This window comes from Streptomyces sp. NPDC015242, from assembly GCF_043079125.1.
Taxonomy (GTDB): domain Bacteria; phylum Actinomycetota; class Actinomycetes; order Streptomycetales; family Streptomycetaceae; genus Streptomyces.
In genome coordinates this window covers 254,235-275,667 of the sequence record NZ_JBIBUF010000006.1, presented here as the reverse complement: position 1 = coordinate 275,667, position 21,433 = coordinate 254,235, and the positions used below count along the sequence as shown (strand labels likewise).

Sequence of the window (21,433 nt, the reverse complement as noted above, 5' to 3'; positions counted from 1 at the left end):
TCACGGCCTTTCGTCTCTGCTTAGGAACTCGAGAATCATGACAGAAAAAATAGGCGTACTCGGCAAGAAGGCACCGCAGCGGACCGGCGTGGAACGCGTCGTGAATGCACCCCTGCCCACCGTGTACGGGGAATTCCAGGCGATCGGCTACATGGATCACGACCGCGGTGACGAACAGGTCGCGCTCGTCCATGGTGAACTCGGCACCGACGACGTTCTCGTCCGGCTGCACTCGGAGTGCCTCACCGGTGACTCCTTCGGCTCCCAGCACTGCGAATGCGGTGACCAGCTGGACGCCGCCCTGCGCGCGGTGGTCGCCGAGGGTGCCGGTGTCGTCGTCTACCTCAGAGGGCACGAGGGCCGCGGCATCGGCCTGCTCGCCAAGCTGCGCGCGATGGCCCTGCAGGCGGAAGGCCTGGACACCGTCGAGGCCAACCTCGCCCTCGGCCTGCCGGTCGACGCCCGGGACTACGGCGTGGCCGCCCGCATCCTGGACGACCTCGGCGTGCGCTCCGTGCGCCTGATGTCCAACAACCCGCGCAAGCGCGAGGCGCTGGTGGACCACGGCATCCGTGTCGCCGAACAGGTGCCGCTGCTGATCCCGCCGTGCGAGAGCAACATCACCTACCTGCGCACCAAGCGGGAGCGTCTCGACCACCACCTGCCGCATCTGGACGCGGTGGTCAGCTCCTCCTGAGGGCGCCCGGGCCGGATCCGGCCCCGCGCGACGTGACCTGGGCGAATCCGTACGCGACCCGTGGCCGGGCCGCGTACGCTTCGTGCACATCCGCCCCTTGAGCGCCGGCCCGCCCGAGGCCGGCGCCTCACGTCCGGAGGCCCACCCGGTATGACCGAGCTCCACCTGTGGCTGCGCCACGAGGCCCGAACGACCGAGCGCCGCACGCCCGTCGTGCCCGACGACGCCAGGCGGCTCGTCGAGCACGGAGTCGCACTGACCGTCGAGGAGTCCCCGCAACGGGTCTTCCCCGTCGAGCAGTACGAGGCGGCCGGCTGCCGCGTCGCCCCGGCGGGCTCCTGGGTGTCGGCCCCGCGGGACGCCGTCGTGCTGGGGCTGAAGGAACTGCCCGACGCACCGCCCGAGCTGACGCACCGGCACATCTTCTTCGGGCACGCCTACAAGGGCCAGCCGGGCGCGGCGGACCTGCTGCGCCGCTTCTCCGCGGGCGGCGGGACGCTGTACGACCTGGAGTACCTGGTGGACGACTCCGGGCGGCGCCTCGCCGCCTTCGGCTTCTGGGCCGGCTACCTGGGCGCCGCCCTGGCGGTGCTGCGGCACCGGGGCCGGCTGCGCACACCGCTGGTGCCCACGACCAAGGACGAGCTGGACGAGACCCTCAAGCCCGCCGGCTCCGGCGCCGACTTCACGGGCCTCGTCGTCGGCGCCCTGGGGCGCAGCGGCCGCGGCGCCCGCGTGGCCTTCGCCACCGCCGGTGTGGACCCGACCTGCTGGGACCTCGCGGAGACCCGCGACCTGGACCGCGCCGCCCTGCTGCGCCACGACGTGATGGTGAACGCGGTGCTCGCCACCAGCCCCGTGCCGCCCTTCCTGCGCGAGCAGGACCTCGACAGCCCGGACCGCCGCCTGCGCACCCTGTGCGACGTGACGTGCGACGTGGGCTCGCCGCTCAACGTCCTGCCGGTGTACGACGAGACCACCAGCTGGGACGAGCCGGTACGGCCCCTGCGCGCACAGCCGCCGCTCGACCTGATCGCCATCGACAACCTGCCCTCCCTGCTGCCGCTGGAGTCCAGCGCCGACTTCTCGGCCGCCCTGCTGCCCCACCTGCTCGACTTCGGTGTGAGCGGGCCCTGGGGGCGCTGCCTCGACCGGTTCCGTGAGGCCGCCCGGGAGCACGGCGGGCGGGACGCCTGACCCGGACGACAGGCCCTAGCCTGCGGCCTCGTCGGTGAGGGCCTCGTGGACCAGCCGCTTGAGGTCCTTGAAGACCGTGTGCGGGGTCCGGGGCCGTACCTGCGTCATGAACTGCACCGTCAGGTCGCGGCCCGGGTCCACCCAGAACGTCGTCGTGGCGACCCCGCTCCAGCCGAAGGCACCGAGCCCGGAGGGCACCTGCGTACGGTCCGGATCGATCACCACCGAGCAGTTGAAGCCGAAGCCCATGCCCTCGTTGCCGGGCTCGTCGTGGGCGGGGCGGCTGCCGAAGGCCCGCAGGTCGGCGCCGCCCGGCAGGTGGTTGCGGCTCATCAGCCCCACGCTGTCCGGGGTGAGGAGCCGGACGCCGTCCAGTTCGCCGCGGCGCCGCAGCAACTCCATGAAGCGTTGGTAGTCGTGGGCCGAGCACACCATGCCGCCGCTGCCCGACAGGAACCGCGGCCGGCCCCGCAGCGGCAACCCGGGGATCGGCTCGATGCCGCCGCCCTCCTTCTCGCCGTACATCTCGGAGAGCCGCGGCGCCTGTTCGTCCGTGACGTGGAAGCCCGCGTCGGTCATGCCCAGGGGGCGGAAGATCCGCTCCGCGCAGAATGCGTCGAGCGGCCGGCCGGAGACGACCTCGATGACTCGGCCCAGCACGTTGCTGGCCACCGAGTAGTTCCACTCGGTGCCCGGCTCGAACTGCAAGGGCAGGCTCGCGTACACCTCGACGGTCTCGGCGAGGTCGGCGCCCGGCGGCACGGAGGACTCCAGACCGGCCCTGCGGTACAGGGCGTCGACCGGGTGGGAGTGGTAGAAGCCGAAGGTGAGGCCCGCGGTGTGGGTCAGCAGGTGCCGGACGAGTATGGGCCCGGAGGCCGGGCGGGTTCTCACGTCGTCCGCCGAGCCGCCGGTGTAGACCCGCGGTTCGGCGAAGGCGGGCAGGTGGTCGGCGACCGGGTCGTCCAGGGACAGCAGGCCCTCCTCCACGAGCAGCAGCGCGGCGACCGCGGTGACCGGTTTCGTCATGGAGTAGACCCGCCACAGGGTGTCGGGTTCGACGGGGAGACCGGCCGCGAGGTCGCGCGCGCCGTGCGTGGCGAGGTGGGCGACGCGTCCGCCGCGGGCGATCGAGACGAGGAAGCCGGGCAGCCGGCCCTCGTCGACGAACCGGGCGAAGTGCCGGTCCAGGCGCTCCAGCGCCTTCGGGTCGAGCCCCGCCTCGACCGGTTCGACCTCTTCTCGCAGCTGTGCCATGGCTCTTCCTCCGTCGCGCTCTTCGAGGTGAGATCCGGCATACCCCGCACGGACCGCCTCCGATCCCATCCTGCTGCAGGAACCCTTCATGATCGCGCAGGAACGGGTGGCGAACGCGACGGCGTCACAGGGGGCGTGGGGCCCGCGGCCGGCCCCACGCCCGCTGCCCGGCGGCTGCGGCCGCCGGACGACCACCCCGGTCGCCGGACGGCCGCCGGTCCGTCAGGCGGTCACCTTGTCGGCCCGGGCCGCCGGACGCACGGCGCGCTCGCCCAGCGCCTCGGTGGGCACCCGGTGGGTCTCCCGCGCCGTCACCGCCGCGATCACCGGCGGCACGCACAGGGCCGCCGTGAACAGCGCCACCGCCGACCAGTCGTCCCCGCCGGGACCGGCGATCCGCGCCGCGAACGTGACGGCGAACCCGGCCGCCGCGAACCCGATCTGCGTGCCGATGGCCACGCCGGACAACCGCACCCGGGTCGCGAACATCTCGCCGTAGAAGGCGGGCCACACCCCGTTCGCCGCGCTGTAGACGACACCGAAGCACAGCACGCCCGTGAGGAAGGTCAGCGGGTAGGAGCCCGTGGAGATCGCCCACAGGTAGAGGACCATCGTCACCGCGCTGCCGGCCGCGCCGACCAGGAACACCGGCCGGCGCCCGATCCGGTCGGAGAGCGTGGCCCACAGCGGGATCGCGGCCAGCGCGACCACGTTGGCCAGGGCGCCCACCCACAGCATGGACGTGCGGGACATGCCGACCGCGTCGCTCGTGGCGTACGCCAGCGCCCACACCGTGAAGATCGTGCTGACGGAGGCGATCAGGGCCCCCGCGATCACCCGCAGCACGTCCGCCCAGTGCTCGCGCACCAGCACCAGCAGCGGCATCTTCACGACACCCTCCTCGGCCGCCTGCTGGGCGAACGCCGGCGTCTCGTCCAGCTTGCGCCGGATGACCCAGCCCGCGACGGCGACCGCGACACTCAGCCAGAACGGCACCCGCCAGCCCCACGACAGCAACTGCTCCTCGGGCAGCGCGGCGACCGGGATGAAGACCAGGGTGGCCAGCAACTGGCCGCCCTGCGTGCCGCTGAGGGTGAAGCTGGTGAAGAAGCCGCGCCGGTCCGGCGGCGCGTGCTCCAGCGTCATGGAGTTGGCGCTGGCCTGCTCACCCGCGGCCGAGATGCCCTGCAGGACCCGGCACAGCACCAGCAGCACCGGGGCCAGGGTGCCGACCTGCTCCCGGGTCGGCAGACAGCCGATCAGGAAGGTCGACAGACCCATCAGCATCAGCGTGAAGACCATGATCTTCTTGCGGCCGAGCCGGTCGCCGAAGTGGCCGAGGACCAGCGCGCCGACCGGGCGGGCGGCGTACGCGACGCCGAACGTGGCCAGCGACAGCAGCGTCGCCGTGGCCGGGTCGGACTCGTCGAAGAACACCTCCGGGAAGATCAGCGCGGCGGCGCTGCCGTAGATGAAGAAGTCGTAGTACTCCAGGGCACTGCCGATCCAGGCGGCGGTGGCGGCTTTCCTGGGCTGGCCGGGCGGGGCGGCGGCCCCTGCGGGCGTGGCGGGGACGGACACGGCGGCTCCTTCGACGGCTCCACCCTGGGCGGAGCGGGACACGGACGAACAGAGGGGGACGGGCCGGATCGCGGCTAATTAACCCACTGGGTAGTTAGTAGGGGGATGGCCAGTGATGCTGCGCTCGCGTGTCACCGGTGTCAAGGGGTCGCGCGCCGGGCGTTCAGTCCGCCGCGCGCTCCGCGGTCAGGTAGGCGATCACCATGTCGCCGAGCATGGCCCGGTAATGCGCGCGCTGCTCGGGGTCGAGCAGGTCGCGGCCGAACAGGGCGCCGAAGGTGTGCCGGTTGGAGACCCGGAAGAAGCAGAACGAGGAGATCATCGCGTGCAGGTCGACGGCGTCCACGTCGGCCGTGAACAGGCCCGACTCGCGTCCGGAGGCCAGGATGCGGCGGATCACGTCCAGGGCGGGGGAGCCGATCGTGCCGAGCCGCTCGGAGCCGGCGATGTGGTGCGCCTCGTGGATGTTCTCGATGCTGACCAGGCGGATGAAGTCGGGGTGCTGCTCATGGTGGTCGAAGGTCAGCTCGGCCAGGCGCCGGATCGCCGCGACGGGGTCGAGGTGGTCGACGTCGAGCTGCTGCTCGGCCTCCCGGATCACGCCGTAGGCCCGCTCCAGCACGGCCGTGAACAGCTGTTCCTTGCCGCCGAAGTAGTAGTAGATCATCCGCTTCGTGGTGCGGGTGCGGGCGGCGATCTCGTCGACGCGGGCCCCGTCGTACCCGGCCCGGGCGAACTCCTGGGTGGCGACGTCGAGGATCTCGGCCCGGGTGCGGGCGGCGTCACGGATGCGCTCGCCGGGGCGTGCCGGTTCTTCGACGCTGGTCATCAGGTTCCTTCGGGCGGAGGGGCCGGTGCCGGTGATTGTAGAAGCAGGGGCCCGGCCGCCCGGGGTCTTCCCGAGTCGGAACGCGGCTGATATAGCTAACGTACTAGTTCGTACATTAGTGAGCCGCTCGGGAGGCGCGCGTGGCCAAGGACTCGTATCTGACCGGACTGATCGGTTCCGGCATCGGACCGTCGCTCAGTCCGGCGCTGCACGAGCGGGAAGCCGACCGCCAGGGTCTGCGTCTGCTGTACCGGCTCATCGACATCGACCCCCTCGGGGTGCCGCCCGAAGCGGTGGGCGACCTGGTGCGGGCCGCCCGTGACCTGGGTTTCGACGGGCTCAACATCACCCACCCGTGCAAGCAGCTGGTCCTGGCGCACCTGGACGCGCTCGCCCCCCAGGCCGAGGCGCTGGGCGCGGTCAACACCGTCGTCTTCGAGCACGGCCGGGCCGTCGGCCACAACACGGACGTCACCGGCTTCGCCGCCTCCTTCGCCCGCGGCCTGCCCGACGCGCCCCTGGACCGGGTCGTGCAGCTCGGGGCCGGCGGCGCGGGCGCGGCCGTCGCGCACGCCCTGCTCACCCTCGGCGCCGGGCACATCACCGTCGTCGACGCCCTGCCCGACCGGGCCGCGGCGCTCGCCGCCGCCCTCAACCGCGCCTTCGGCGAGGGCCGGGCGGCCGCCGCGCCCGCGGACCGGCAGGCGCGGTTGCTCGCGCACGCCGACGGCCTCGTCCACGCCACCCCCACCGGCATGGCCGCCCACCCCGGGCTGCCGCTGCCCGCCGGACTGCTCCACCCCGGCCTGTGGGTCGCCGAGGTGGTCTACCGGCCGCTGGAGACCGAGCTGCTGCGCACCGCCCGGGCGCTGGGCTGCGCCACCCTCGACGGCGGCGGCATGGCCGCCTTCCAGGCCGCCGACGCGTTCCGCCTGTTCACCGGCCGGGAACCCGACGCCCCGCGGATGCTGGCCGACCTGACCGAACTGGCCGGGGCCGTCGGCGCGCCTCACTGACAAGGAAGGGACACCGACGTTGCGTACGTCCATCGCCACCGTCTCCCTCAGCGGTTCCCTCACCGAGAAGCTCGACGCCGCCGCCCGGGCCGGCTTCGACGGGGTGGAGATCTTCGAGAACGACCTGCTGGCCAGCCCCCTCACCCCCGAGGAGATCCGGGCCCGCTGCGCCGACCTGGGCCTCGGCATCGACCTCTACCAGCCGATGCGGGACATCGAGGCCGTCCCCGAGGAGGAGTTCGCGCGGAACCTGCGGCGCGCCCGGCACAAGTTCGAGCTGATGCGCAGGCTCGGCGCGGACACGGTCCTCGTCTGCTCCAGCGTCTCCCCGCAGGCGGTGGACGACGACGCCCTCGCCGCCGAGCAGCTCAGCCGGCTCGCCGACGCCGCCCGTGACTCCGGCGTCCGGGTGGCCTACGAGGCCCTGGCCTGGGGCCGGCACGTCAGCACCTACGAGCACGCCTGGCGCGTCGTCGAGACGGCCGGGCACCCGGCGCTCGGCACCTGCCTGGACAGCTTCCACATCCTCTCGCGCGGCTCGGACCCCAGGGGCATCGAGGACATCCCCGGCGAGAAGATCTTCTTCCTGCAGCTCGCCGACGCCCCGCTGCTCGCCATGGACGTCCTGCAGTGGAGCCGCCACTACCGCTGCTTCCCCGGCCAGGGCGGCTTCGACGTCGCCGGCCTGGTGCGGCACGCGCTGCGCGCCGGCTACACCGGACCACTCTCCCTCGAGGTCTTCAACGACGTCTTCCGGCAGGCCGAGGCCGGCCCGACCGCCGTGGACGCCCGGCGCTCCCTGCTGCTCCTGGAAGAGGCCGTGGGCCGGGCGCCGCTGCCGCGGCCCGTCGTCCCCACCGGGGTCGCCTTCGCCGAGCTGGTCACACCCGACGCCGAGCCGCTCACCGCGCTGCTCGGTGCCCTGGGCTTCACCCGCACCGCACGCCACCGCGGCAAGCCCGTCGCCCTGTGGGAGCAGGGGCAGGCCCGGATCCTCGTCAACACCGGGCCGGCCGTGCGCCGCGACGGGGCCCAGCTCGCCGCCGTCGGGCTGGAGTCACCGGACCCGGCCGGAGCGGCCCGGCGCGCCGAGGCCCTGCTCGCGCCCGTGCTGCCCCGCCGCCGGGCGTCCGAGGACGCCGCGCTGGAGGCGGTCGCCGCCCCGGACGGGACGGAGCTGTTCTTCTGCGCCACCGGCCGGCCCGGAGTGCCCGACTGGCGGGGCGACTTCGAGGACACGGGCCGGCCCGCGGCCGGTGCGGGCGTCCGGGGCATCGACCACGTCGCCCTCACCCAGCCCTGGCACCACTTCGACGAGGCGGTTCTGTTCCACCGGGGCGTGCTCGGCCTGGACGCCCGCGAGAGCGTGGACGTCGCCGACCCCTACGGGCTGCTGCGCAGCCGGGCCGTCGCGAGCGCCGACGGCGGTGTGCGGATCGTCCTCACCGTCGGCGCCGCCCCCACGGACGACACGGTCCACGCCCAGCACATCGCCCTCGCCGCCGACGACGTGGTGTCCGCGGCCCGCCGCTTCCGCGAGGCCGGCGGCAGCCCGCTGCCGGTCCCGGCGAACTACTACGACGACCTCGCCGCCCGCTTCACGTTCGCCGACGGAGAGCTGGAGACCTACCGCGAGCTCGGCATCCTCTACGACCGGGACGCCCACGGCGTCTTCCGCCACTGCTACACCCGCACGGTGGGCCGGGTCTTCTTCGAACTGGTCCAGCGCGACGGCGGCTACCGCGGCTACGGCGCCGCCAACGCGCCGGTGCGGCTGGCCGCGCAGCACGCGGTGCGGGCGCTCACGGGCGGCTGACGGTCCGGGTGACGCCGGTGACGACCGCGGTGGCGAGGATCCAGCCGGTGAGCACCAGCGCGTAGGAGAGCCACTGGTGCCAGCCGGTGGGTGCGAACGCCCCCTCCTGCCCGAAGGAGATCACCGGCAGGAGCAGGTCGAGGGTGTAGAAGACCGGGTTGAACTCCGGGGCCTCGTCCGGCTTCAGGGCCCGGGGACGGTGCAGTGCGTAGGCGAGGGAACCGAGCACCAGCAGCGACACCAGCCAGCCCGCGGCGCGCAGGGGACGGAAGCCGTAGCCGACGGCCGCGTCCTGGACGTGGCCCCACCAGCGGCCGGGCCACGGCAGGGTGGCGCGCCGGCGGCGCTGCTTGGCGAGCTGGACGACACGGGCGGCGTCGTCGTCGCCGATCCGGCGGTAGGCCGCGGTCAACTGCTCGTAGGCGTGCGGGACATAGCCCTCGCGGTCCCGTTCCAGCATGGCCAGGCGCCGCTCGGCGGGTTCGTGCGGGGTGAGGGAGGTGTAGACGAGGCTGTCGAGCAGGACCTCCCCCGGCACCGACTCCGGTGCCAGGAAGAGGACGTCCACCTGGGCGCGGCGCAGGTTCAGCGCGCCCGAGACGGGCGGGCCCTCGCGCAGCCAGAGCTCCCCGAGTGTGCAGCTGCTGGCGCGCAGCGCCGTCCCGCCGGGGTTCGCCAGGCGGGCGCGGGAGAAGTCCAGGCGCCCGGCGACGCGGGCGCCGCGCAGTCCGATCCAGCCGCATACCTCCGCCTCGCGCAGCAGGACGTCGCCCTCCACCGTGAGGGTGACCGCGTCGAGGGCGGCGGCGCCGGGTCCGGCGTCCAGGCGGGCCCCGGCCAGGTCGATGGTGCCGGTGGTCGACGCGCCCGTCAGCCGGATCTCGCCGCGTGTGCGCAGGCCGGGCGCCGACAGGCCGTCGCCGACGGTGACGTGGTTGAGCTGGAGCGCGGGCTGCCCGGCGGGCGGTGCGCCGACGTCGGCACCGTCCAGGAACAGCGCCCCGGTGATCTGCGCCCCGGCGAGCCGTACGGGTCCGCCGAACCGGCAGCCCGACAGGCGCAGCACGCCGTCCACGCGCAGGTTCTCGGCGTGCAGGGCGGGCAGGACCGAGCCGCGCAGGTTGAGCTGCCGCAGCCGCGCCGCGTACAGCACGGGCGGGTCCTCGAAGAAGCAGTCGCTCAGGCGCACCGCGTGGTCGATGTCGGCGTACTGGAGGCGCAGCTCGCCGGTGATCCGCGCCCCCGCCAGCCGCAGGGCGGCCGTCTCCCCGTCCTCCTGCGGGGCGCTCAGCAGCAGCGCCCGCAGCACGGCCGCGCGGACGGTCCGTTCGGGTCCCGGGCCGGCACCGCGCGCCGGATCGTCGGCGGGGTCGCGGAAGTCCACGTCCTCCCCGCGCGGGAAGGCGCGCCAGACCCGTTCCTCGGCCGGTGTCATGCTGTCGATCCGCATCAGCGGGGACTCTGGCGGGACCGGCCGGAGGCTGTCAACCCGCCTCCGGCCGGGGCCGGTCACGCCCTGGTGTTCCACTCCGCGATCACGGGCCGGCCGTGCTCGGTGGACAGCCGGCAGACGGTGCCCGTCTCCAGCCGGAACAACCGCCCCTCCGACGGCGGCAGGCCCAGCCGGCGGGCCGTCAGGACGCGCAGGAAGTGGCCGTGGGCCACCAGCAGCACGTCACCCGCGGCCAGCGCCCCGGCCGCCCGGGCCAGCACCCGGTCGGCGCGCTTGCCGACCTCCTCGGGGGACTCCCCGGGCCCGTCGGGCCCGGGCGGGGCACCGTCGGTCCACAGGTCCCAGCCGGGGCGGGCGCGGTGTATCTCGTCGGTGGTGACGCCCTCGTAGGCGCCGTAGTGCCACTCGTGCAGGTCCGGGTCCTGCTCGGTGCCCGTCAGGCCCGCGAGGGCGGCGGTGCGCACCGCGCGGGCGAGGGGGCTGGTGAGGACCAGGGCGAAGGGCCGGTCCGCCAGGAGCGGGGCCAGCGACCCGGCCTGCTCCTCACCGCGGGGGGTGAGGGGCAGGTCGGTGAAGCTGGTGTGCTGTCCGCTCCGGCTCCACTCCGTCTCGCCGTGGCGGACCAGCAGCAGATCGCCCACGGTGTCACGCCTTCTTCGCGGACTCGACGGCGTGGCCGCCGAACTGGTTGCGCAGCGCCGCGATCATCTTCATCTGCGGCGAGTCGTCCTGCCGCGAGGCGAACCGGGAGAACAGCGAGGCCGTGATGGCGGGCAGCGGAACGGAGTTGTCGATCGCCGCCTCCACGGTCCAGCGGCCCTCGCCGGAGTCCTGGGCGTAGCCGCGCAGGTTCTCCAGGTGCTCGTCCTCGTCGAGCGCGTTGACCGCGAGGTCGAGCAGCCAGGACCGGATGACGGTGCCCTCCTGCCAGGAGCGGAACACCTCGCGGACGTTGTCCACGGAGTCGACGGCCTCCAGCAGCTCCCAGCCCTCGGCGTAGGCCTGCATCATGGCGTACTCGATGCCGTTGTGGACCATCTTGGCGAAGTGCCCGGCACCCACCCTGCCCGCGTGGACGTAGCCGTAGGGGCCCTCCGGCTTGAGCGCGTCGAAGATCGGCCGCAGCCGGTCGACGGTCTCCTTCTCGCCGCCGACCATCAGGGCGTAGCCGTTCTTCAGGCCCCACACGCCGCCCGAGACGCCGGCGTCGACGAAGCCGATGCCGCGCTTGCTCAGCTCCTCGGCGTGCTTCTCGTCGTCCGTCCAGCGGGAGTTGCCGCCGTCGACGACCGTGTCGTACGGCTTGAGCAGACCGGCGAGCTGGTCGATGACGTGCTGGGTGGGGCCGCCGGCGGGCACCATGACCCAGACCGTGCGGGGCGCCTCCAGCTGGTTGACGAGGTCGGCGAGGCTGGAGACGTCCGACTTCTCGGGGTCGGTGTCGTAGCCGATGACGGTGTGGCCGGCGTTGCGCAGGCGCTCGCGCATGTTGCCGCCCATCTTGCCGAGACCCACAAGACCGATCTGCATGTCAGTTCACTTCCCGGAGATTGCGGTAGGCGGCCACCAGCGCGGCCGTGGACGGGTCGAGACCGGGGACGTCCGCGCCCTCGGTCAGGGCGGGTTCGACGCGCTTGGCGAGGACCTTGCCGAGCTCGACGCCCCACTGGTCGAAGGAGTCGATGTTCCACACCGCGCCCTGCACGAACACCTTGTGCTCGTAGAGGGCGACCAGCTGGCCGAGGACCGACGGGGTCAGCTCGGTGGCCAGGATCGTGGTGGTCGGGTGGTTGCCCCGGAACGTGCGGTGCGGCACCTGCTCCTCGGGCACGCCCTCCGCGCGCACCTCGTCGGCGGTCTTGCCGAAGGCGAGCGCCTGCCCCTGCGCGAACAGGTTCGCCATCAGCAGGTCGTGCTGGGCCTTCAGTTCGTCGCTCAGTTCGGCGACCGGCCGGGCGAAGCCGATGAGGTCGGCCGGGATGAGCTTGGTGCCCTGGTGGATCAACTGGTAGTAGGCGTGCTGCCCGTTGGTGCCGGGCGTGCCCCAGACGACCGGGCCGGTCTCCCATTCGACGGCGCGGCCGTCGCGGTCGACCGACTTGCCGTTGGACTCCATGTCGAGCTGCTGGAGGTAGGCGGTGAACTTGGACAGGTAGTGGCTGTAGGGGAGCACCGCGTGCGACTGGGCGTCGTGGAAGTTGCCGTACCAGATGCCCAGCAGGCCCATGATCAGCGGGGCGTTGGCCTCGGCGGGAGCGTTGCGGAAGTGCTCGTCGACGATGCGGAAGCCGTCGAGCATCTCCCGGAAGCGGTCCGGGCCGATGGCGATCATCAGGGACAGGCCGATCGCGGAGTCGTAGGAGTAGCGGCCGCCGACCCAGTCCCAGAACTCGAACATGTTGTCGACGTCGATGCCGAAGGCGGTGACCTTCTCGGCGTTGGTCGACAGCGCCACGAAGTGCCTGGCGACCGCCTTCTCGTCGCCCCCGAGCCCCTCCAGCAGCCAGGAGCGCGCCGAGGTGGCGTTGGTGATGGTCTCGATCGTGGTGAAGGTCTTCGACGCGACGATGAACAGCGTCTCGGCCGGGTCCAGGTCCCGGATCGCCTCGTGCAGGTCCGAGCCGTCCACGTTCGACACGAAGCGGAACGTCAGCGAGCGGTCGGTGAACGGCCGCAGCGCCTCGTAGGCCATGGCGGGGCCCAGGTCGGAGCCGCCGATGCCGATGTTGACGACGTTGCGGATCCGCTTGCCGGTGTGGCCGGTCCACTCGCCGGAGCGCACCCGGTCCGCGAACGCGGCCATCTTGTCGAGCACCGCGTGCACACCGGGCACCACGTTCTCGCCGTCGACCTCGATCACCGCGTCCCGCGGGGCCCGCAGCGCGGTGTGCAGCACGGCCCGGTTCTCGGTGGTGTTGATGCGCTCGCCGCGGAACATGGCGTCCCGCAGCCCGAACACGTCGGTCGCGGCGGCCAGTTCCTGGAGCAGGGCCAGCGTCTCGTCGGTGACGAGGTGCTTGGAGTAGTCGATGCGCAGGTCACCGACGTGCACCACGTAGCGCTCGGCGCGGCCCGGGTCCGCCTCGAAGAGCCGGCGCAGATCGGGCTGCGGCAGCGCGTCCGAGCGGTGGTCCTCCAGGGCGGCCCACTCGGGCCGCCGGGTGAGCCGGGGCGAGCCGGCGGAAGTGTCAGACATGAGCGGGGGTCTCCTCGGTTGCCTCGCCGTTCAGGGCGATGGCGTACATCTCGTCCGCGTCGAGGCGCCGCAGCTCCTCGGCGATGAGTTCGGAGGTGGCACGGACCTTCAGCGCGAGCGTGCGGGACGGCTGGCCCGGCAAGCTCAGCGTGGCCAGCGGCCCCTCGGGGCGGTCGATGACGATCTCGCCCTGCCGGGTGCCCAGGCGGACGGCCGTCACGACCGGTCCGGCGGTGACCACGCGGTCGACCCGGACGTGCAGCCGGGCCTCCAGCCAGCGGGCCAGCAGTTCGGCGGCCGGGTTCTCGGCCTCGGCCTCGACGGCCGCCGAGGTCACCTTCGCGCGGGCCTGGTCCAGCGCGGCGGCCAGCATCGAGCGCCAGGGCGTCAGCCGGGTCCAGGCCAGGTCGGTGTCACCGGGCGCGTAGGCGCGCACCCGCCTCTCCAGGGTGCCCAGCGGGTCCTCGACCGCGTACAGGTCGGTGATCCGCCGCTGGGCCAGGGCGCCGAGCGGGTCCTTGGAGGGCACGTCCGGGGCGTCCACCGGCCACCACACCACCACCGGCGCGTCCGGCAGCAGCAGCGGCAGGACGACCGAGTCGGCGTGGTCGGACACCTCGCCGTAGGTCCGCAGGATCACCGTCTCGCCGGTACCCGCGTCGGCGCCCACCCGGACCTCGGCGTCCAGCCGGGAGGACTGGCGGTCGCGGGGGGTGCGGGCGTGCCGCTTGATGACGACCAGGGTGCGCGAGGGGTGCTCGTGCGAGGCCTCCTCGGCGGCCTTGATCGCGTCGTAGGCGTTCTCCTCGTCCGTGACGATCACCATCGTCAGGACCATGCCCACGGCGGGGGTGCCGATGGCGCGGCGGCCCTGCACCAGCGCCTTGTTGATCTTGCTTGCCGTGGTGTCGGTCAGGTCGATCTTCATGGCCTGCGCCAGCTCCGTCCGTCTCGTGCGAGCATCTCGTCGGCTTCCGCGGGTCCCCAGCTGCCCGCGGCGTACTGCGCGGGCCGGCCGTGCGTGGCCCAGTACTGCTCGATCGGGTCGAGGATCTTCCAGGACTCTTCCACTTCCTGGTGACGCGGGAACAGGTTGGCGTCGCCCAGGAGGACGTCCAGGATCAGCCGTTCGTACGCCTCGGGGCTCGATTCGGTGAACGACTCGCCGTAGGCGAAGTCCATCGTCACGTCCCGGATCTCCATCGACGTGCCCGGCACCTTGGAACCGAAGCGGACCGTCATGCCCTCGTCCGGCTGGACGCGGATGACGATCGCGTTGGCACCGAGCTCCTCGGTCGCCGTGGAGTCGAAGGGGGAGTGCGGGGCCCGCTGGAAGACGACCGCGATCTCCGTCACCCGGCGGCCCAGCCGCTTGCCGGTGCGCAGGTAGAACGGCACGCCCGCCCAGCGGCGGTTGTCCACCTGGAGGCGGATCGCGGCGTAGGTGTCGGTGGTGGAGGACGGGTCGATGCCCTCCTCCTCCAGGTAGCCGCACACCTTCGCGCCGCCCTGCCAGGCCGCCGCGTACTGCCCGCGCACGGTGCCCTGCCCGAGGTCCTGCGGCAGCCGCACGGCCTTGAGGACCTTCAGCTTCTCGGTGAGCAGCGACGGGGCGTCGAAGGCGGCCGGCTCCTCCATCGCGGTGAGCGCCATCAGCTGCAGCAGGTGGTTCTGGATGACGTCACGGGCGGCGCCGATGCCGTCGTAGTAGCCGGCCCGGCCGCCGATGCCGATGTCCTCGGCCATGGTGATCTGCACATGGTCGACGAACGACCGGTTCCAGATCGGCTCGAACATCTGGTTGGCGAAGCGCAGCGCCAGGAGGTTCTGGACCGTCTCCTTGCCCAGGTAGTGGTCGATGCGGAAGACCTGCTCCGGGTCGAACACCTCGTGCACGATCCGGTTGAGCTCCTCGGCCGACCGCAGATCGTGCCCGAACGGCTTCTCGATGACCGCGCGGCGCCAGGATCCCTCCGGGGCGTCGGCCAGCTTGTGCTTCTTCAGCTGCTGGACGACCTTCGGGAAGAACTTCGGCGGCACCGAGAGGTAGAACGCGTAGTTGCCGCTGGTGCCCCGGGAGGCGTCCAGCTCCTCCACGGCGGAGCGCAGCTGCTCGAACGCGTCGTCGTCGTCGAAGTCGCCCGGGATGAACCGCATGCCCTCGGCGAGCTGCTGCCAGACCTCCTCGCGGAACGGGGTCCGGGCGTGCTCGCGCACCGCGTCGTGCACGACCTGCGCGAAGTCCTGGTCCTCCCAGTCCCGGCGGGCGAAGCCCACCAGGGAGAAGCCGGGGGGCAGCAGACCCCGGTTGGCCAGGTCGTACACGGCCGGCATCAGCTTCTTGCGGGACAGGTCGCCGGTCACGCCGAAGATGACGAGCCCGGAGGGGCCCGCGATCCTGGGCAGCCGGCGGTCCTGCGCGTCGCGCAGGGGGTTGATGAAGTCGGTGTCGGCGGGGTCGGTGCCCGGTGCGGCCTCCGCCGTGCCGCCGTCGCCGGTCCGCCCGTCCCCGGACGGTTCGGTGCCGCTCACCCCCGTCTGCTCGACCCCGGCCGCCTCCTGGGCCGCCCGGGCCTCCTTGTCCTCCTTGGTCCCCTTCGTCTCCTGCTCGGCCGTCCGGTCGATGCCCTCGCTCATTCCGCGTCAACTCCCTCGCTGTTCAAGGACTTGGTGACCGCGTCCAGCAGGTCCTGCCAGGCCACCTCGAACTTGGCCACTCCCTCGTCCTCCAGTTGCCGCACCACCTCGTCGTATGCGATGCCGAGCCGCCCGACGGCTGCCAGGTCCGCCCGGGCCCGGTCGTAACCGCCGGTGACCGTGTCGCCCCGGACGTCGCCGTGGTCGGCGACGGCGTTCAGCGTGGCCTCCGGCATGGTGTTGACCGTGCCGGGGGCGACCAGTCCGTCCACGTACAGGGTGTCCTTGTAGGCGGGGTCCTTCACACCGGTGGAGGCCCAAAGGGGGCGCTGGGGGTTCGCCCCGGCCTCCGCCAGGGCCTGCCAGCGCGGCCCGGCGAAGACCTGCTCGTACGCCTCGTAGGCGAGCCGCGCGTTGGCCAGGGCCGCCCGGCCCTTCAGGGCGAGGGCCTCGTCCGTGCCCAGCAGCGTCAGCCGCTTGTCGATCTCGGCGTCCACGCGGGAGACGAAGAAGGACGCGACCGAGTGGACGGCCGACAGGTCCAGACCCGCCGCCCGCGCCCGCTCCAGGCCGGCGAGGTAGGCGTCCATCACCTCGCGGTAGCGCTCCAGGGAGAAGATCAGGGTCACGTTGACACTGATACCCGCGCCGATCACCTCGGTGATCGCGGGCAGGCCCGCCTTCGTCGCCGGGATCTTGATCATCACGTTGGGGCGGTCCACCAGCCAGGCCAGCTGCCGGGCCTCGGCGACGGTCGCCGCCGTGTCGTGGGCCAGCCGGGGGTCGACCTCGATGGAGACCCGGCCGTCCCGGCCGCCCGTCGCCTCGTACACCGGCCGCAGCACGTCGGCGGCGGCCCGCACGTCGGCGGTCGTCATCATCCGCACGGCCTCGTCCACGGTCACGCCCCGCACGGCCAGGTCGGCGAGCTGCTCCTCGTAGCCCTCGCCGGAGCCGATGGCGGCCTGGAAGATCGAGGGATTGGTGGTGACGCCGACGACGCCCTTGGTCCGGACGAGTTCCGCCAGGTCACCGGAGTCGATCCGCCGGCGGGACAGGTCGTCGAGCCAGATGGACACGCCCTCGTCGGACAGGCGCTTGAGGGCTCCCGCGCTCGCGGTTGCTTCGGTCACAGTGATCATCTTCCTTCGTGCGGTCGGATCAACCGCGTGCGGCGGTGAGGGATTCCCGGGCGGCCGCGACGACGTTCCCGGGCGTGAAGCCGTACTCGGCGAACAGGGTCTTCGCGTCGGCGGAGGCCCCGAAGTGCTCCAGGGAGACGATGCGTCCCGCGTCCCCCACGAAGCGGTGCCAGGTCAGGCCGATCCCGGCCTCGACCGCGACCCGGGCCTTCACGGCCGGCGGGAGCACACTGTCGCGGTAGGCGCGCGGCTGCTGCTCGAACCACTCCACGGACGGCATCGACACCACGCGTGTGCCGATCCCGTCGGCCTCCAGCGCCTCGCGCGCGGCGACGGCGAGCTGCACCTCGGAGCCGGTGGCGACGATGACCACGTCCGGCACCTCGGTGGAGGAGTCGGCGAGGACGTAGCCGCCGCGCGCCGCGTCGGGGTTCGGCTCGTAGGTGGGCACGCCCTGGCGGGAGAGGGCGAGGCCGTGCGGGGCCGGGTCGCTGGTGTGCCGGCGCAGGATCTCGGCCCAGACGACCGCGGTCTCGTTGGCGTCGGCGGGCCGTACGACGTTCAGGCCGGGGATCGCCCGGAGGCTGGCCAGGTGCTCCACCGGCTGGTGCGTCGGGCCGTCCTCGCCGAGGCCGACGGAGTCGTGCGTCCACACGTACGTCACCGGCAGCTGCATCAGGGCCGACATGCGCACGGCGTTGCGCATGTAGTCGGAGAAGACCAGGAAGGTGCCGCCGTAGACGCGCGTGTTGCCGTGCAGCGCGATGCCGTTCATCTCCGCCGCCATGGAGAACTCGCGGATGCCGAAGTGGATCGTGCGGCCGTACGGGTCGGCCTCCGGCAGCGGGTTGCCCTCCGGCAGGAAGGACGACGACGTGTCGATGGTGGTGTTGTTCGAACCGGCCAGGTCGGCCGAGCCGCCCCACAGCTCGGGCACGACCGCGCCGAGCGCCTGGAGGACCTTGCCGGACGCGGCGCGCGTGGCGACCGCCTTGCCCGGCTCGAACACCGGGAGGGCGTCCTCCCAGCCGTCGGGCAGTTCGCCCTTGCTGACGCGGTCGAAGGTCGCGGCCCGCTCGGGGTTCCCGGCGCGCCACGCGGCGATCCGCTTGTCCCAGGCGGCGTGCGCCTCGGCACCCCGGTCCAGGGCCTGGCGGGTGTGGGCCAGCACCTCGTCGGCGACCTCGAAGCTTCGCTCCGGGTCGAAGCCGAGGACGCGCTTGGTGGCGGCGACCTCCTCCTCGCCGAGCGCCGAGCCGTGGGAGGCCTCGGTGTTCCGCGCGTTCGGCGCGGGCCAGGCGATGATCGTGCGCATGGCGATGATGGAGGGCCGCTCGATCTCGGCCTGCGCCGCCCGCAGCGCCGCGTACAGCGCGCGCACGTCGATGTCGCCGTCCTCCTGCGGCTCGATCCGCTGCACGTGCCAGCCGTAGGCCTCGTACCGCTTCAGCACGTCCTCGGAGAACGCGGTCGCGGTGTCGCCCTCGATGGAGATGTGGTTGTCGTCGTAGAGGAAGACCAGGTTGCCGAGCTTCTGGTGGCCGGCGAGGGAGGAGGCCTCGGCGGAGACGCCCTCCTGGAGGTCGCCGTCGGAGACGATCGCCCAGACGGTGTGGTCGAAGGGCGACTCGCCCCGCGGGGCCTCCGGGTCGAACAGGCCGCGCTCGTAGCGGGCGGCCATCGCCATGCCGACCGCGTTGGCGACACCCTGGCCCAGTGGCCCGGTGGTGGTCTCCACCCCGGCGGTGTGGCCGTACTCGGGGTGTCCGGGCGTCTTCGAGCCGTGCGTGCGGAACGCCTTCAGGTCGTCCAGCTCCAGCTCGTAGCCCGCGAGGTACAGCTGCGTGTAGAGGGTCAGCGAGGTGTGGCCGGGGGAGAGGACGAAGCGGTCACGGCCCGTCCACTCCGGGTCGGCGGGGTTGTGCCGCATCACCTTCTGGAAGAGCGTGTAGGCGGCCGGCGCCAGGCTCATGGCGGTGCCGGGGTGCCCGTTGCCGACCCGCTGGACGGCATCGGCCGCCAGGAGACGGGCGGTGTCGACGGCACGCCGGTCGAGATCGGTCCATGCGAAGCTGTCCGCTGTCTGCGTGCTCATCTTCAAGAAGTCCTCGAGTAGGAGCGAAGGGGCTGACTGACGCGTTCAAAACTAAAAGTCTGACTTTTTCGCCGGAAGGTCCCCGTGTGCCAGCCTGTGGTGAAAGTGGGACACCGGCGGGCGGTACGAGGCGGACATGGCGGACAGAAGCATCCAAGGCGGCGACGGGATCAGAACGTTCCCCTTCCCGGTCGAGCTGAGTGTCGGCGGTGTCGGCATGCAGGTGGGCCCGATGGGCACCGGACGCACCTGGCACGCCGAGGCGCCGCTGGAGCGCGTGCACCGCATCGACTTCCACGTCGTGATGCTGTTCGGCGAGGGCCCGGTCCGGCACATGGTCGACTTCACCGAGTACGAGGCCGGCGCCGGGGACCTGCTGTGGATCCGCCCCGGGCAGGTCCACCGCTTCTCGCGGACGAGCGAGTACCGCGGAACCGTGCTCACCATGCAACCGGGCTTCCTGCCCCGCTCGACCGTGGAGGCCACCGGCCTGTACCGCTACGACCTGCCGCCGCTGCTGCACCCCGACGCCGCCCGGCTCGCCGGACTGCGCGCCGGGCTCGCCCAGTTGCGGCGCGAGTACGAGGACACCGCCACGCTGCCGCCCGGCCTGCACACCGCCGTCCTGCGCCACACCCTGACCGCGTTCCTGCTGCGCCTCGCGCACCTCGCTACCAGCTCGGCCGAGGCGCGGCGGCAGCAGACCGACTCGACGTTCACCCTCTTCCGGGACGCCGTGGAGCGGGACTTCGCCCGCAACCACAGCGTCAGCGCCTACGCCGACGCGCTCGGCTACTCCCGCCGCACCCTGGTCCGCGCGGTCCGCGCCGCCACCGGCGAGACGCCCAAGGCCTTCATCGACAAGCGCGTCGTCCTGGAGGCCAAACGTCTCCTCGCCCACACCGACCTGCCCATCGGCCGGGTGGGCGCGGCGGTCGGCTTCCCGGACGCCGCGAACTTCTCCAAGTTCTTCCACCAGCACACGGACCAGACGCCGGCGGCGTTCCGCGCGGAGCTGCGCTGAGGGCAGCGCGAAGGGGCCCCACGCACGCGTGGAGCCCCTTCGCCGGGCCGGATCAGCGCCCGAACGTGAACCAGTTCACGTTCACGAAGTCCGCCGGCTGACCGCTGGTGAAGGTCAGATAGACGTCGTGCGTGCCCGTCACGGAACTGATGTTGGCGGGGACCGTCCGCCAGGACTGCCAGCCGCCGGTGCTGCCCACCGCGAAGCTGCCGATCGGCGCGTTGCCGCGGCTGTCCAGCCGCACCTCGACCAGCCCGCTGACGCCGTTCGCGGCGCCGCTCGCGACCCGGGCGCTGAACTGCCGGGCCGCCGTGGAGCCGAAGTTCACGCCCTTGAACTGCAGCCAGTCGCCGTTGGCCAGCGCGCCGACGTTCTGGCCGCCGCCGGAGTCGGTGGTCGTCTCGGTCATGGCGCCTGACTGGGCGTCGAAGGACTCGGCCTGGATGGTGCCGTAGGCGTCACGGTTGCCGGTGGGCGGCGGCGTGGTGCCACCGCCGCCCGAGGACAGCACCTGCACGTAGTCGACGACCATCGCGTGCCCGGGCTGGGTGCCCGCGTCCGGGCCGCCGCCGAACGCGTCGGGGAAGCCGCCGCCCATCGCCACGTTGAGGATGATGAAGAAGCCGTGGTCGGTGGCGTTGCGCCAGGTCGTCGCGTCGACCTGACTCGCCCGCACGGTGTGGAAGTTGACGCCGTCGAGGTAGAAGCGGATCTCCTCGACGCTCGTGGAGCGGTCCCACTCCATGCGGTAGGTGTGGAAGCCGGCCTGGCAGGAGGTGCCCTGGCAGGTGGTCGAACCGCCGATGCCGCTGGTCTCGTTGCAGGGTCCGCCCGGCGAGGTGCCGCAGTGCATCGTCGCGAACACCGTGTTCATGCCCTGGGTGTTCTCCATGATGTCCAGCTCGCCGACCGCCGGCCAGTTCCAGTAGTTGCCGCGGTAGGGGGCGCCCAGCATCCAGAACGCCGGCCAGTAGCCCTTGGCGGCGGCTCCGGTGACGTTCGGCACCTGGATGCGCGACTCGACGCGGAGCTTGCCGCCGGCCGGGGGCTGGAAGTCGGTGCGGTTGGTCTCGATGCGGCCCGAGGTCCAGTTGCCGGCGGCGTCCCGGCGGGGCGTGATGCGCAGGTTGCCGTTGCCGTCGAGGGAGACGTTGTCGGTGCTGCTCGTCATCGTCTCGATCTCGCCGGTGCCCCAGTTGGCGGGGCCGCCGGGGTAGCCCTTGCCGGTGGCGTACTGCCAGTTCGAGGTGTTGACGCCGCTGCCCGCGGGGCCGGTGAAGTCGTCCAGGAAGACCTGTGTCCAGCCGGACGGGGGCGGCGGGGCCGAGGCGTTGGCCGCCGGGGTGGCGACCGCGGCGGCGGCCGCCGCGAGGCCGAGCGTGCTGACGACGGCGACGAACGCCCGCCTCCAGGGGCGGGGTCTGCGGGAGGTGCTCGAGGTTCCGCTCATGTGGGGCCTCTCGGGGGAAGGGGAGGGGTGAGAGCGCTCTCAA

Annotated in this window: 17 protein-coding genes; 5 read left to right on the top strand and 12 right to left on the bottom strand. The window is 72.6% G+C overall.

The features are described 5' to 3' along the window. Positions 1 to 37 precede the first annotated feature (37 nt). Positions 38 to 697: a GTP cyclohydrolase II gene (ribA, locus tag ACF07N_RS21790; protein WP_392115361.1), complete on the top strand. Its 660-nt coding sequence runs from the start codon at positions 38 to 40 to the stop codon at positions 695 to 697. Positions 698 to 847: 150 nt separating this feature from the next. Further along, positions 848 to 1,894, top strand: coding sequence for a saccharopine dehydrogenase (locus ACF07N_RS21785; RefSeq protein WP_392115358.1), 1,047 nt, complete (start codon positions 848 to 850; stop codon positions 1,892 to 1,894). Positions 1,895 to 1,909: 15 nt separating this feature from the next. Here the strand turns inward: ACF07N_RS21785 and ACF07N_RS21780 are convergent, their stop codons facing one another. From ACF07N_RS21780 to ACF07N_RS21770, 3 genes are all read right to left on the bottom strand, one after another. Then, a complete protein-coding gene (locus tag ACF07N_RS21780; RefSeq protein ID WP_392115355.1) occupies positions 1,910 to 3,151 on the bottom strand; it encodes a serine hydrolase domain-containing protein in 1,242 nt (413 codons plus the stop codon). A gap of 222 nt (positions 3,152 to 3,373) precedes the next feature. After that, positions 3,374 to 4,732, bottom strand: coding sequence for an MFS transporter (locus ACF07N_RS21775; RefSeq protein ID WP_383321506.1), 1,359 nt, complete (start codon positions 4,730 to 4,732; stop codon positions 3,374 to 3,376). A gap of 163 nt (positions 4,733 to 4,895) precedes the next feature. Beyond that, positions 4,896 to 5,561, bottom strand: coding sequence for a TetR family transcriptional regulator (locus ACF07N_RS21770; RefSeq protein WP_383338880.1), 666 nt, complete (start codon positions 5,559 to 5,561; stop codon positions 4,896 to 4,898). Positions 5,562 to 5,701: 140 nt separating this feature from the next. Between ACF07N_RS21770 and ACF07N_RS21765 the strand changes: the two genes are divergently transcribed. Next, positions 5,702 to 6,577, top strand: coding sequence for a shikimate dehydrogenase (locus ACF07N_RS21765; RefSeq protein WP_383338882.1), 876 nt, complete (start codon positions 5,702 to 5,704; stop codon positions 6,575 to 6,577). A gap of 19 nt (positions 6,578 to 6,596) precedes the next feature. Beyond that, a complete protein-coding gene (locus ACF07N_RS21760; RefSeq protein ID WP_392115351.1) occupies positions 6,597 to 8,393 on the top strand; it encodes a bifunctional sugar phosphate isomerase/epimerase/4-hydroxyphenylpyruvate dioxygenase family protein in 1,797 nt (598 codons plus the stop codon). Here ACF07N_RS21760 and ACF07N_RS21755 read toward each other — a convergent pair. Genes ACF07N_RS21755 through tkt form a run of 8 tightly spaced genes read right to left on the bottom strand, consistent with a single transcriptional unit; the run spans position 8,380 to position 18,916 of the window. Beyond that, on the bottom strand, positions 8,380 to 9,843 hold the full coding sequence (locus ACF07N_RS21755) for a membrane-associated oxidoreductase (RefSeq protein ID WP_392115348.1): 1,464 nt from the start codon (positions 9,841 to 9,843) through the stop codon (positions 8,380 to 8,382). The two genes, ACF07N_RS21760 and ACF07N_RS21755, sit on opposite strands and share 14 nt — an antisense overlap. A gap of 59 nt (positions 9,844 to 9,902) precedes the next feature. Continuing rightward, on the bottom strand, positions 9,903 to 10,487 hold the full coding sequence (locus ACF07N_RS21750) for a histidine phosphatase family protein (protein ID WP_392115345.1): 585 nt from the start codon (positions 10,485 to 10,487) through the stop codon (positions 9,903 to 9,905). Between the two features lie 4 nt (positions 10,488 to 10,491). Then, positions 10,492 to 11,376, bottom strand: coding sequence for a phosphogluconate dehydrogenase (NAD(+)-dependent, decarboxylating) (gnd, locus tag ACF07N_RS21745; RefSeq protein WP_392115342.1), 885 nt, complete (start codon positions 11,374 to 11,376; stop codon positions 10,492 to 10,494). A gap of 1 nt (position 11,377) precedes the next feature. Continuing rightward, the gene (gene pgi, locus ACF07N_RS21740; protein ID WP_392115339.1) at positions 11,378 to 13,042 is read right to left on the bottom strand and encodes a glucose-6-phosphate isomerase; all 1,665 of its coding nucleotides are present in this window, start codon (positions 13,040 to 13,042) and stop codon (positions 11,378 to 11,380) included. Further along, positions 13,035 to 13,970: a glucose-6-phosphate dehydrogenase assembly protein OpcA gene (gene opcA, locus ACF07N_RS21735; RefSeq protein WP_392115336.1), complete on the bottom strand. Its 936-nt coding sequence runs from the start codon at positions 13,968 to 13,970 to the stop codon at positions 13,035 to 13,037. The genes pgi and opcA overlap by 8 nt, the downstream gene beginning before the upstream one ends. Next, positions 13,967 to 15,679 (bottom strand): glucose-6-phosphate dehydrogenase, encoded by a 1,713-nt coding sequence (gene zwf / locus ACF07N_RS21730; RefSeq protein WP_392115333.1) that lies wholly within the window; start codon positions 15,677 to 15,679, stop codon positions 13,967 to 13,969. The genes opcA and zwf overlap by 4 nt, the downstream gene beginning before the upstream one ends. Continuing rightward, the gene (gene tal / locus ACF07N_RS21725; protein WP_392115330.1) at positions 15,676 to 16,821 is read right to left on the bottom strand and encodes a transaldolase; all 1,146 of its coding nucleotides are present in this window, start codon (positions 16,819 to 16,821) and stop codon (positions 15,676 to 15,678) included. The genes zwf and tal overlap by 4 nt, the downstream gene beginning before the upstream one ends. Before the next feature lie 19 nt (positions 16,822 to 16,840). Continuing rightward, a complete protein-coding gene (gene tkt, locus ACF07N_RS21720) occupies positions 16,841 to 18,916 on the bottom strand; it encodes a transketolase (RefSeq protein ID WP_392115327.1) in 2,076 nt (691 codons plus the stop codon). A gap of 136 nt (positions 18,917 to 19,052) precedes the next feature. On the opposite strand from tkt, the gene ACF07N_RS21715 reads away from it, so the two are divergent. After that, complete coding sequence (locus tag ACF07N_RS21715) at positions 19,053 to 19,940, top strand: helix-turn-helix domain-containing protein (protein WP_383321468.1); 888 nt, start codon at positions 19,053 to 19,055, stop codon at positions 19,938 to 19,940. A 52-nt stretch (positions 19,941 to 19,992) separates the two neighbouring features. Here ACF07N_RS21715 and ACF07N_RS21710 read toward each other — a convergent pair whose 3' ends face one another. Continuing rightward, positions 19,993 to 21,390, bottom strand: a complete 1,398-nt coding sequence (locus ACF07N_RS21710; protein ID WP_392115324.1) for a glycoside hydrolase family 16 protein — start codon at positions 21,388 to 21,390, stop codon at positions 19,993 to 19,995. Between the last annotated feature and the right edge of the window lie 43 nt (positions 21,391 to 21,433).

What these genes read in the sequence shown, in the direction of transcription:
- ribA (WP_392115361.1), top strand. Translation starts at nt 38, where the DNA reads ATGACAGAAAAAATAGGCGTACTCGGCAAGAAGGCACCGCAGCGGACC.
- ACF07N_RS21785 (WP_392115358.1), top strand. Translation starts at nt 848, where the DNA reads ATGACCGAGCTCCACCTGTGGCTGCGCCACGAGGCCCGAACGACCGAG.
- ACF07N_RS21780 (WP_392115355.1), bottom strand. Translation starts at nt 3,151, where the DNA reads ATGGCACAGCTGCGAGAAGAGGTCGAACCGGTCGAGGCGGGGCTCGAC.
- ACF07N_RS21770 (WP_383338880.1), bottom strand. Translation starts at nt 5,561, where the DNA reads ATGACCAGCGTCGAAGAACCGGCACGCCCCGGCGAGCGCATCCGTGAC.
- ACF07N_RS21755 (WP_392115348.1), bottom strand. Translation starts at nt 9,843, where the DNA reads ATGCGGATCGACAGCATGACACCGGCCGAGGAACGGGTCTGGCGCGCC.
- gnd (WP_392115342.1), bottom strand. Translation starts at nt 11,376, where the DNA reads ATGCAGATCGGTCTTGTGGGTCTCGGCAAGATGGGCGGCAACATGCGC.
- pgi (WP_392115339.1), bottom strand. Translation starts at nt 13,042, where the DNA reads ATGTCTGACACTTCCGCCGGCTCGCCCCGGCTCACCCGGCGGCCCGAG.
- opcA (WP_392115336.1), bottom strand. Translation starts at nt 13,970, where the DNA reads ATGAAGATCGACCTGACCGACACCACGGCAAGCAAGATCAACAAGGCG.
- zwf (WP_392115333.1), bottom strand. Translation starts at nt 15,679, where the DNA reads ATGAGCGAGGGCATCGACCGGACGGCCGAGCAGGAGACGAAGGGGACC.
- tal (WP_392115330.1), bottom strand. Translation starts at nt 16,821, where the DNA reads ATGATCACTGTGACCGAAGCAACCGCGAGCGCGGGAGCCCTCAAGCGC.
- tkt (WP_392115327.1), bottom strand. Translation starts at nt 18,916, where the DNA reads ATGAGCACGCAGACAGCGGACAGCTTCGCATGGACCGATCTCGACCGG.
- ACF07N_RS21715 (WP_383321468.1), top strand. Translation starts at nt 19,053, where the DNA reads ATGGCGGACAGAAGCATCCAAGGCGGCGACGGGATCAGAACGTTCCCC.
- ACF07N_RS21710 (WP_392115324.1), bottom strand. Translation starts at nt 21,390, where the DNA reads ATGAGCGGAACCTCGAGCACCTCCCGCAGACCCCGCCCCTGGAGGCGG.